The following is an 11,110-nucleotide window of genomic DNA, read 5'->3' as shown; positions in this document are numbered from 1 at the left end:
CCCGAGGCCTCGCAAATGACCTTGGGGTTTCGCGAACGACGGTGACGGTCGCCTATGAGCAACTGGCTGCGGAAGGTTTCATCGAAGTCCGTCAAGGCGCACGACCTCGCGTTGCATCCTCGCTGATCGGTCCTGAGACGAGCCGCACTGTCGCGAAGCGAGTCGGCCCGGTTCATCTGTCCGCCTATGGCGAACGACTGCGCGTCACGCCGCCCTGGCCGGATTATCTGCCGACCGGGCTGAAGGTCGATTTCCGCTATGGCGACCTGGCGCCGTCAGACTTCCCCGCATTGGTCTGGAAACGTGCGATGAACGAGGCGATGGGGCAGCGGCCGTTGCGTCTTGCCTATGACGATCCTCGTGGCTCGCGCCGGCTGCGCCAGGCGCTCCAGGGCTATCTCTGGCGCGCCCGAACCCTGAACTGCGACCTCGAGCAGATCATCATCGTCAACGGTTCGCAGCAGGGCCTCGATCTGTGCGCTCGCCTGCTTCTCGATGCCGCCGACCGCTTCGTCATCGAGGACCCGTGCTACAGGATGGCGCGTCAGGTCTTTGCCAGTACGGGTGCCTCGGCCGTCCCGGTCACCGTCGACGAGGACGGGATGAAGACGGAATTGCTGGCGGGGATCGGGGCACGACTGGCCTATGTCACGCCATCGCATCAGTTTCCGCTGGGCGGCGTCATGCCGATCGCGCGCCGCCATCAGCTTCTGGAATGGGCGCGGCATAACAACGCCTATGTGATCGAGGACGACTACGACAGCGAATATCGTTACGACATCAATCCGGTCCCTCCGCTGCACAGTCTTCAAGACCACGGGGCTGTCATCTACCTCGGCACGATCTCCAAAACGCTCTCGCCGATGCTGCGTATCGGCTATCTCGTCGTCCCGACGGAATTGCAGGAGGTCTTCGCTACCGCCAAACAATTCGCGGACCGGCATTCGCCGGTGGCTGAACAGGAGGCTCTGGCCTCCTTGATCGAGAGTGGCGGCTACGAAAGCCATGTGCGGCGTGTGCGCAGGCTGAACGGCGAGCGTCGGGAGACGTTGTTGGGCGCCTTGCGGCGCAGCTTCGGAGATCGCATCGCTGTCCAGGGAGCAGAGGCCGGTCTGCACGTCGCCGTTTGGTTCAAAGACCTGCCACGATCGCAGGAACCGGCACTGGTCGAAGCCGCCCGACGTGCGGGCTTGGGGCTACACCTGATCTCGCCGCTATACGAACAGCCATCGGACGAAGGCCGCGCGGATCGCGTCGGTCTTGTCATGGGATATGCCGCCTTGAGCATTAGGCAGATCGGGAAGGGCGTTGAGGTCCTGCGAGAGGTTGTCAAGCAGGTGCAAGACGCGATGCCGGCGCGGAACAACTGAGACAGGGGGAGGTCGAAAGCAGGCGCTGAAAACGGTCCGAGGGGGCCCCGTATTTCTTTGCAACAGCCAACTGGACCGGGAAAACGCCATGCAACTGGCGCTATTGATCAGGCCAGTTTTGCAGCAGGTTTCCACGAGACGAATTTCCGAGAGCGATGATGACCTGGCTAGGAAAGCTGCTTCATATCCATATCGCGCCTGCTGCCTCCTATGAAATGGAGGAGCTAGCGGAGGCGCAGCTTATTGCCGGCCAAGGCATTGTCGGAGATCGCTACTACCTGGGGGCGGGGACCTATTCGGCGCGTCCCGACGTTCGCGAGGTGACGCTGATCGAAGCTGAAGTTCTGGAAGCCATCGCGCAGGGCGAACCCAGGATACCGGGCTTCAAGGCCAAGCTTGCGCCCGAAGATCACCGGCGCAATCTGACGACACGAGGCGCTCCGCTAGGCCATCTTGTCGGCAAACGCTTCCGGGTCGGGGAAACGATCCTTAGAGCCGCCCGGATGAATGTCCCGTGCAAGTATATCGAGGAGTTGCTGGGGCTTCCGGGTCTCTACGACGGGCTTCTGAACCGCTCCGGCCTGAACTGCGCAATCGAGGTCGGGGGCGTGATCCGCCCCGGTGATCTGATCTTGCCCATCGACGAGTGAAACGCCATGGCCTCGCCCCGCATCGTCATGAAGCTGACCGTGACCGCTGTCCGCAAGGAGCCGGGGGAAGTACTGGTCATCGGCCTCAAACACCCGCGCAAACCTGTGCTGCCGCCGTTCGAGGCGGGTTCTCACGTCGATGTCCATCTGCCTGAAGGGAAGGTGCGTCAGTATTCTCTTTGCGGCGACCCGACCGAGCTCAGCCGCTACACCATCGCGGTGAAGCGCGAGAATGACGGCCGTGGCGGCTCGGCGTGGATCCACGAAACCATTGCCGTCGGCTCCACACTGCCTGTCTCCGCGCCACGCAACCATTTTGCGCTCAAGCCAGGCGAGGGGCCGACTTTGCTGCTGGCAGGGGGGATCGGGATCACCCCGGTTCTGGCCATGGCGCGCGCGCTCACCCGGCAGGCCAAGCCCTTCGAGTTGCACTATTTCACCCGCAGCCGGGCGCTCACGCCACTCTTGCCGGTGATCGAGGGCGATCTTCCTGGCGGCAATGTTCGGCTCCATTTCGACGACGAGACGGCGACCCGGCAGGACATCGCCGCGCTGCTGGCGAACCGTTTGGCCGAGGCACAGGTTTACTATTGCGGACCGCCCGGATTCATGGCCGCCGTGGGGCGGGCGGCTGAACACTGGCCTGAGGGCACGGTTCATTTCGAAACTTTCCAGCCTCCCGACTTTGATGGCGCACCACCGGAACCATTCGTCATAGAACTCCGTGAGGGCAGGATGGTTGAGGTTTCGGCGCAGACCACGGCGCTCGCGGCTCTGCGCGCCGCCGGGGTGCCCTTACTGGCCTCATGCGAGAACGGGGTTTGCGGGACCTGCGAATGCGTTATGCTTAGTGGACAGCCGATCCATCGGGATTCCGTCCTGTCCAAAGACGCACGCGGCCATCGCTTCATCCCCTGCGTGTCACGCGCGACGGGCGTGCTGAAGCTCGATCTTTGACGATCTACTCTGGGAGGCATCGGTCCGACCGCTGATTTTCGGGGAAGTGAATGATGACGAAACTTGCATATTTGAACGAGATCGAGCGCTGCGCTTCCTGGCTCGCAGCCTGGACGATCCACCACGCCAACCACGTCCGCGAGGGAGATGAGATCAAGGTCGGCGGCCATCAGGCTTCTTCAGCCTCCCTGAGCACGATCATGACTGCACTCTACGGATCGGTGCTGCGCCCGCAGGACCGGGTGGCGGTCAAACCTCACGCGGCGCCGATCTTCCACGCACTCCAGTATCTCGCCGGCAACCAGACCCGTGAAAAGCTCATGAACTTTCGCGGCTACAAGGGCGCCCAAAGCTACCCTTCACGGACCAAAGACATCGACGATGTCGATTTCTCGACCGGGTCGGTGGGTCTCGGCGTCGCGCAGACGCTGTTTTCCTCGCTGGTGCAGGACTACGTCTCGGCCCATGGCTGGATGAAGGGCCGCCCCGAGGGTCGGATGATCAGCCTGATCGGCGATGCCGAAATGGACGGGGGCAACATCTACGAAGCCCTGATCGAGGGCTGGAAGCACGGGCTACGGAACTGCTGGTGGATCGTGGACTACAACCGCCAGTCGCTCGACGCCGTGATCCGGGAGGGCGGACGGTCTACGACCCGTTCATCTATCGTTCCGCCGATCAACTGAATTATGCCTGCTACCAGGACGCGCGTTTCATGCTGGTCGCCACGCCCTCCGGCGTGACGCTGGCGCCGGAGGGCGGGGCGCACCAATCGATCGGCACCCCGCTGATCGGCATGGCGCAGGATGGGCTTTGCGCCTTCGAACCGGCCTTCGTCGACGAGCTGTCCGTGATCATGCGCTTCGCGTTCGATTACATGCAGCGCAACGGCGAAGGAGATCCGGACGAGACGACATGGCTGCGTGATCAGACCGGAGGGTCGGTCTATCTGCGCTTGTCCACCCGGCCGCTCGAGCAGCCGCTGCGCGACATGAGGCCGGACCTGGCACGGGATATCGTCAATGGCGCCTATTGGCTGCGACCGCCTGGGCCGAACGCCAGCGTGGTGATCGCTTATCAAGGCGTTGTCGCGCCGGAGGCGATTGCAGCGACGGGGCTTCTGGCAGAGGACCGGCGCGACGTCGGGCTGATGGCAATCACGTCAGCCGACCGGCTGAACGCGGGCTGGCAGGCAGCGGAGCGTGCCCGCCAGCGCGGAATGACCGGCGCCCTTAGCCACGTCGAGCGGATGCTGGCGCCGCTGTCGCGAGATTGCGGGATCGTTACCGCAATTGATGGTCACCCGGCGACGCTTGCGTGGATCGGCGGCGTGAACGGGCATCGCGTCAAGGCGCTTGGGGTCGAGCACTTTGGTCAGACCGGCACGATTGCGGACCTCTACCGTCACCACGGCCTAGACACCAACGCCATCGTACATGCGGCACAGGCGGTCAGTGCGGGACCGGCTATTCGCTACCGGAAGGCGCTGCCCTGACCATGAGCTACCGGATGGTCCGTGGCCGGTAGCGGATCGGCTGGTTCCACAGGCGTTCCGGTTCGAACGCTCGATATCAAGCGGCAAAAGGAGGCATTCATGAGTATCGCGCCCGATGAGCACGAGAAGGTGATGACGTTCGATGACATCGAGCTCAGCCCGCAGAAGGAGATCGTCCGGGTGTTCTACAAGGACATTGGGATCACGCGGCCGTCGACTTGATCCCGGCAATCTTTCATGAGGGGTTCACTTTCCGCGGGTCGCTCGGCCCGGTTCTCGTGGGGCACAGTGGGTTCGCTGACTATGTCAGATGGGTGACAAGCTCTCTCGATCACTACACATCCGACATCCTGGAAATGATCGAGGAGGGAAATCGGGTCTCGGCGAAGCTCCGCTTCCACGGAATCCATCGCCGTCCGCTGTTCGGTCGCGCGCCCACCGGTCGGCACGTGTGGTGGTACGGCATGCCGATCTTCACATTCGAGGACGGCAAGGTGAGAGACCTCTGGGTGCTGGGCGACATTCACGGGCTGATCAGCCGGATCGACGGCATCGCGCACGAGCAACCGGAGTTCCGCGCGGCGTCGACCGGGGCGGACCCTTCAACCGCGTCATCAAACCCAGGGATCGATGAAGATGCGCCGGCTCATCGTCTGTGGAGCAATTGCCGTTTAGCAGGAACCACGGCCCGCAATGGGGCGGGTCGACACGCATCCGCGATTTGCCCCACGCATCCTGCGGTGTTCCACGCATGAGAGTGATGGCTGCGGGTCTCGCTGCCGTCGCATTCGGTGCGGGCGACTTTCTTGGCGGTTTCGCCGCCCGGGGTGCCGAAGCCACGCGTCTTGCCCGCGCGGCCTCAGCATTGCCGCCGTGGCCAGCCTTCTCGATGGAATTGCAAACCTGTTGCTGATGGTGGCTTTCGCCACCGAGGATTGGCCGAAACCGCGGCCGTCGCCTCGCTCTATCCGGTCGCGACGATCGTGCTGGCCATTAAGGTTCTGCGCGAGCGGCCTTCAATGACACAGGGAATCGGTCTGCTTTTGGCCATTCCTGCCGTCTTCCATCTCAGATCCACCTAAGGAGGTGCTCCATGCAACTCGAAACCAAAGCGATACATGCGGGTCGGGGTGTCGATCCTTTCACCGGCGCCGTCACGATCCCGTTCCATCCCAGTACGACCTTCGAACGGAGTGCGGACGGTGGCTACCCGTCGGGCCATGAATATATCAGGGATGCCAACCCGACGCGGAACGCGTTCGAAACGGCGATGGCCGCGCTTGAAGGAGGTCACGCCGCTGTCGCCTTCTAGTCTGGCATGGCCGCCATTACGGCGGTGTTCGAGGCGCACCCCCGCAAGGGCAATCGTATTGTCGTGCCGGACGACATGTATTTCGGCATCCGATCGCTGATTGACGAAACCGATATCGGAAGCCGGTTCGACTTCGTCGCCGTCGACATGCGCGACCTGGAGCGCTGCGCACGGCCGTGGGTGCCGCCCCCACGGGCCTCGTGTGGATCGAGACCCCCTCGAACCCGCTCATCCGTGTCGTGGATATCCGGGCGGCTTGCGACAAAGCGCACGAGGCCGGTGCGATTGCGGTGGTTGACAACACCTGGGCGACGCCCGTCCTCCAGCGCCCGTTCGAATTGGAGGCCGATGCCGTGATGCATTCGGCAACGAAATACATAGGTGGCCATTCCGATATGATGGCTGGGGTCGTCGTCTTGCCGGACGCCGCGTCTCTGGAACGCCCCCTGCGCATGATCCAGCGGCACAAGGGAAGCGTCGCGGCTCCCTTCGACTGCTGGCTGGCACTTCGTGGGCTGCAGTCTTTGCCGGTTCGCATGCGAGCCCACTGTGACGGCGCCCAGAAAGTCGCCGAAGCGCTGGGCAAACATCCGGCAGTCGAAAGTGTTCTCTTTCCGGGCCTGCCCGATGACCCGGGCCATGAGTTGGCCGGGCGGCAGATGTCTGGCTACGGTGCCATGCTTTCCTTCATCGTTCGAGGCGGCGCCGAGGCAGCCATGACGGTCGCTGGGCGGCTCAATCTTGTGGTGCGGGCCACGAGCCTTGGAGGCACGCATTCGCTGATGGAGCATCGGGCCTCTGTAGAAGGACCAAAGTCGATTGCTCCGGCGGGGTTGCTGCGCATCTCGGTCGGGCTCGAGCACCCGCAACATAATCGTCGATCTCTACCAGGCCTTGTCCACGGCCGAATGATGGAATTATCCAGCGCATGGTGCGGCATGCACCACGCCGATGCCAGAAGATCTGGACGCTCGACAAGCACCCTTCTTCATACATCTCCCGAACGACCGCCAGCGCAAAGCCTCCCCATGAGAAAAGAGCATCCCATGTCTTTCCCGCCCATTGATTGCCCCCGAGATCAAGGCCCGCTACCCGGATTTTCATCTGATCAGGATTGTGGTGCGGAACGCTGAAATCGACGTGCCGGATGCACAGGCGTTGAACGACACGATTGCGGCGGCGGAACAGGCCGCGCTTCGCGATGACGCCCAAAGGGACGCGCATCTTGCGGCGTGGGCCGTTGCCTACGAGGCTTTCGGCACAAAAGCCAATCGAACGCCGTGCTCGGCCGCCGCGCTTCTCAAGCGGGTGCGGAAAGATGGCTCTCTCCCGCGGATTTCCCCACTGGTTGATGCCTACAATGCCGTCAGCGTGTTGCATGGCGTTCCGATTGGCGGGGAAGATCTCGATCTCTACCAGGGGTCCCGAGACTTTTAATTGCGAAGGGAGCGGAGCCATTCGACACGATCGAGCAAGGTGAAATGGTAACCGAGCATCCCCAACCGGGCGAAGTCATCTGGTGCGATGATTCCGGTGTCACGTGCCGCCGCTGGAACTGGCGGCAGGGGCGGCGCACCATGGGTCACGGTCGATACCCGCGCCATGTGGCTCGTGCTGGAAGCCCTCGGCCCAATGTCAGCTATACAGATGACGGGCACCGGAGAGCATTTGATGGGACTTATCCAAGCGTTGTGCCCGGGTGCGCGAATCGAAACCGCGCGGATCGACGAGTCCACTACATCTCGTGTCCCTTAGGGCATGGCCCCCACCTTTCGGGAAAAACACCCCACTCAGCCCTGTCCAGATCTGGCGCTCCTTGCTCGCTCCGCTGGCCTACACAGTTGATTGCGAACGACCCAGAGCGGCTCTCGAAAACGAGCGTCGAACGAAATCAGATCACCGTTTGTTCTCCTTAGCGTTGTTTGGCGTACTTTTATCGCGATGCCCTCTGATACGCTGGCTGCAATAGCCGCAATCCTCCGGGCAGCCGCCTGTCTTGATGCTGAGAAGCCGGCTGAGCTGGACCTTGTTGGGATCGAAATTCTGGCGGTGCACGGTTTGCGCAAGGAAGAGGAGATTTTGAAGGGGGCATCGTGAAGTGCCTGAGCCTTCTCCAGAGTCCACGCTCCAGGGTCAGGGGATTGAGCCTGTGGCGATGTCTGCATTGAACTGGCTGTTTGCATGTCCATGCTGTTCCTCCGGTTCTGCCGTAAGGGTGTTTGCTGTGACGACGATCGGAAAGGACACTTGACCCACTTGTAGTCCGCGCCTTTCGTCGACATAGCGGACTGGCTCTGGCCACCGGCAAGGTTGAAGAGTGTCCGTTATTGCAGTCGTACTTGGCCTGCGTGAACCAGATGCGTGAGCGCGCGGTCGCGTTTCAGGATTGATCTACTCGTAAAAAGGAATTGTCTTAGGCGGAAGGCCGCACTTAATACCGCTATCCCGGCGCCCCATCGGGTTCCCGGATTGAGCAGCGGAACTATTTTGTGCCGCTGCCAGCGTTGTGTCGGCCATGTGCACGCGCGCTGCCGCTGCCAGCAGGTCGGTCTGGGTGATCAGCCCAATAATGCGTCGCTCGGCATCGACGATGACCGCGGCATGGCTGCGGCCGTCAGTGAGCACCGGCAGCAGGCTCATCGCCGGCGTATCGGGAGAGGCGGTGCTAGCCTTCGACATCACAGCCCTCACCGTGTCGGTCGCCTTCGTCATCTCGCGCAGGCCAACTACACCGACCAGCCCGCCCTCGGCGTCGGTCACCGGCAGCGTCCGGATGTTGTGATCGAGCAGCAAATGACGCGCCTGGTCGGCAGGCGCATGTTCATCGACCGAAATCACATCGCGCGACATGATGTCCTCGCACAGCAGGGTCCGGTGGGAGCGCACCATCGCCTGCAACTCGACCTGCCGTAGCAGCCGCTCAAGATCGTTGCGGTCGATATCGAAGGTTTCCTCCAGCGCGCCGAGCGCGGCATCGATATCCTCGGGCTGGAAGCCGACCCGCTCCCGCGCGGGCGGATCGATGGTTCCATGCGCGCTTTTAAGCGCGGGGGCCGCCACATGCGGATAGTTGCGCCGCGACAGTTTATGGATGCCGTAGCCGAGTGCGACCAGCACGATCGAGTTCAGCGCTACCGGAACGAAGGGAAACAGTAAGCCCGAGCTGAAGACGGCCGGTCCGCCGAACACCGCAGTTAAGGCGGCGGCGCCACCCGGCGGATGCAGGCAGCGCGTGAACGACATGGCGGCGATGGCCAGCGCCACCGCAATGCCGGTAGCAAGAACGGGTTCATGCACGAAATGCGCCACGATCACCCCGACCAGCGCCGAAATCGTATTGCCACCGATAATCGACCAAGGTTGCGCCAGCGGGCTTGAAGGCACGGCAAAGAGCAGCACGGCCGATGCTCCCATTGGAGCAACCAGCAGTGCGACATGTGGGCCAGACCCGTTCGCCAGCGCACTGATCACGCCAGTCAATGCGATGCCGATCATGGCCCCGATGCAGGCGAGCAGCCGCTCGCGCAGCGTTGCACCGGCAAGGATCGGAACAAAGAGACGAAACGCCATGGCATACCCTTGGGCGAGTGGTCGGAACTCCGCGGTCCGCAATGCAGGCAAAGCCACAGATTTGGAAGTTAAGCCAATTCGGAAAGTCGGCTCACGGGGGAATACTTTTGCGCGAAGCGGCCATTCCCAAATGGGTGCAAACATTTTGATCAGCCAGAGGAGGCGGACGACACGCTGATCCGCTCGAGCGCAGCAAGAGGCCAAGGGCTACCGTGCCGCAGGCAGCCGGAAATGGGGATGGTCGGAAGTCGAGCTGGGATGGACACAAGAAATTCAGAGGCTTCGAAAAGCGTGCTGACAATGTCGGCACGGCAAGACAAATCAGGCCCTTGTCGCTCCACTTCCGAGGCGCACTCCAGCGGAGTACGGCTTCTACGCGGTGCTTGGTCTGCCTGTCCTTGCCACCATCGGATTCGTTCGCGTCATGCTGAAACGTCCACCTGTAGCCGCTGAGAAGACGACTGCCGCCAGTGCCGTCCTGGAACCGCCATATGACGGCGGCTTGGTTACAGAGCCGGCTCGTGTCGATCGGGCGGAGGAGCCTGATGTGACGTACATGGTCCAGAAAGTGGCCAATGAAGGTGCTGGCATCGTCAACGTGATCAGGTCACGTAATAGCGGTAATACAACCGCGACCATGAGCCTCTCAGGCGTTCGATGAGGCGGGAAAATCCGATCACCAGACCAAGCGCGATTCCGCCACACTGCCACACACGAAACCGATCAGGTCACGTTCCAGGCTCGCCAGAAGATTGGAGCCGAGGCCACCTCGGCTGAACTCTGCCATGCCGCGGGCCGCCACCTCTCCCAGCCGCGGTAGAAAACGTGGGTCAGCAGCGCCGGCATGGGCGAGCAACTCCCAAATCGCGAGCATCGCCATCGGCACCGCAAGCGGCCGCAGATGTCGGCCGATGGAGCGGAAGGGCGGCGGTGCGATGGAAGCGCCGTGCGACAGCCTATCCCGACCTGCAATCGTGATCAGGCTCATCGTGGGTCTCCGGACGCCAGCGTTGCAGATGGTTTCAGGCAAGCGTGAGCAGGCCGTGGATCACCAATCCGGTCAGGCCGACCACGATCATGGCCGAAAGAACGAGGTTCCAATTGAAAGAGCTGACGACCATAGGCCATCAGGTATCGGAGCCCTTCGAACGATGCGATGAGTTCTACCGCAACCAGGGTCTGCCAGCCGTTGAAGGCCTTCTCGCAGCCCTGTAAAGATCGACGGTACGGCGGAAGGCAGCACGATCATCGTGAGTTTCGACCAGCGGCTGAACGAAAGGACACGGCCAGACGCGTCTCACGACGACGCCGTTGCGCTTCGCCGCCATCAGGCTGGGTAGAGGACTTGCACGTCTAAAGCTGTCGATGCTCGGCACACAAAAAAGGGCGGCATTGCTGCCGCCCTTTCCGCTGTAGGTTGATAGGGGGCTGGATCAGAAATCCATACCGCCCATGCCGCCCATGCCACCGCCGGGCATACCGGCCGGCATGCCGCCGCCAGCCGACTCCTTCTTCGGAGCCTCGGCGATCATAGCTTCGGTGGTGACCAGCAGGCCGGCGACCGAGGCCGCGTCCTGCAGAGCCGTGCGCACAACTTTGACCGGATCGACGATACCCATGGCGATCATGTCGCCATATTCGCCGGTCTGGGCGTTGAAGCCGAACGTCGGGCCCTTGTTCTCAAGGATCTTGCCGGCAACGATCGATGCTTCCGCACCGGCGTTGGCCGCGATCTGGCGGGCCGGAGCCTGCAGCG

General features: G+C 62.4%; 11 protein-coding genes and 2 pseudogenes. 9 read left to right on the top strand and 4 right to left on the bottom strand.

All coding sequences use genetic code 11. The features are described 5' to 3' along the window. From pdxR to NKJ32_RS34170, 9 genes and pseudogenes are all read left to right on the top strand, one after another. Positions 1 to 1,370 (top strand): MocR-like pyridoxine biosynthesis transcription factor PdxR (pdxR, locus tag NKJ32_RS34210; protein WP_352830294.1); only part of this gene is annotated, 1,370 nt, incomplete at its 5' end. Between the two features lie 158 nt (positions 1,371 to 1,528). Beyond that, on the top strand, positions 1,529 to 2,020 hold the full coding sequence (locus NKJ32_RS34205) for an MOSC domain-containing protein (protein WP_352579575.1): 492 nt from the start codon (positions 1,529 to 1,531) through the stop codon (positions 2,018 to 2,020). Between the two features lie 6 nt (positions 2,021 to 2,026). Then, positions 2,027 to 2,977 carry a PDR/VanB family oxidoreductase gene (locus tag NKJ32_RS34200; protein WP_352642827.1) on the top strand — a complete coding sequence of 317 codons (951 nt, stop codon included), beginning with the start codon at positions 2,027 to 2,029 and terminating at the stop codon, positions 2,975 to 2,977. Positions 2,978 to 3,027: 50 nt separating this feature from the next. Continuing rightward, positions 3,028 to 4,472 (top strand): annotated as a pseudogene (locus NKJ32_RS34195) (thiamine pyrophosphate-dependent enzyme). A gap of 99 nt (positions 4,473 to 4,571) precedes the next feature. Further along, positions 4,572 to 4,694, top strand: a complete 123-nt coding sequence (locus NKJ32_RS34190; protein ID WP_352579567.1) for a hypothetical protein — start codon at positions 4,572 to 4,574, stop codon at positions 4,692 to 4,694. Further along, a complete protein-coding gene (locus NKJ32_RS34185; protein ID WP_352642825.1) occupies positions 4,691 to 5,227 on the top strand; it encodes an ester cyclase in 537 nt (178 codons plus the stop codon). The genes NKJ32_RS34190 and NKJ32_RS34185 overlap by 4 nt, the downstream gene beginning before the upstream one ends. A gap of 338 nt (positions 5,228 to 5,565) precedes the next feature. Continuing rightward, positions 5,566 to 5,784 (top strand): PLP-dependent transferase, encoded by a 219-nt coding sequence (locus NKJ32_RS34180; protein WP_352830291.1) that lies wholly within the window; start codon positions 5,566 to 5,568, stop codon positions 5,782 to 5,784. Positions 5,785 to 5,960: 176 nt separating this feature from the next. Then, complete coding sequence (locus NKJ32_RS34175) at positions 5,961 to 6,917, top strand: trans-sulfuration enzyme family protein (protein WP_352830288.1); 957 nt, start codon at positions 5,961 to 5,963, stop codon at positions 6,915 to 6,917. Positions 6,918 to 6,942: 25 nt separating this feature from the next. Beyond that, a complete protein-coding gene (locus tag NKJ32_RS34170; RefSeq protein ID WP_352642823.1) occupies positions 6,943 to 7,221 on the top strand; it encodes a phenylalanine--tRNA ligase beta subunit-related protein in 279 nt (92 codons plus the stop codon). Positions 7,222 to 7,740: 519 nt separating this feature from the next. Here the strand turns inward: NKJ32_RS34170 and NKJ32_RS34165 are convergent. The 4 genes and pseudogenes from NKJ32_RS34165 to NKJ32_RS34150 form a co-directional block, all read right to left on the bottom strand. Beyond that, positions 7,741 to 7,949, bottom strand: a pseudogene (locus tag NKJ32_RS34165) (biotin synthase BioB); the annotation flags it as partial. A gap of 226 nt (positions 7,950 to 8,175) precedes the next feature. Then, entirely contained in the window at positions 8,176 to 9,354 is a 1,179-nt protein-coding gene (locus NKJ32_RS34160) for an HPP family protein (RefSeq protein ID WP_352642821.1), read from the bottom strand. Between the two features lie 676 nt (positions 9,355 to 10,030). Then, complete coding sequence (locus NKJ32_RS34155) at positions 10,031 to 10,342, bottom strand: ABC transporter permease family protein (RefSeq protein WP_352642819.1); 312 nt, start codon at positions 10,340 to 10,342, stop codon at positions 10,031 to 10,033. A gap of 445 nt (positions 10,343 to 10,787) precedes the next feature. Next, on the bottom strand, positions 10,788 to 11,110 hold a 323-nt coding region (locus NKJ32_RS34150; RefSeq protein ID WP_352642817.1), incomplete at its 5' end, for a TCP-1/cpn60 chaperonin family protein.

Origin of the sequence: Mesorhizobium sp. M0159 (assembly GCF_040322295.1) — a bacterium.
In the GTDB taxonomy this organism is placed as follows: Bacteria; Pseudomonadota; Alphaproteobacteria; order Rhizobiales; family Rhizobiaceae; genus Mesorhizobium.
The sequence above is the reverse complement of the archived record's forward strand: the minus strand, read 5'-3'. Positions and strand labels throughout refer to the sequence as shown.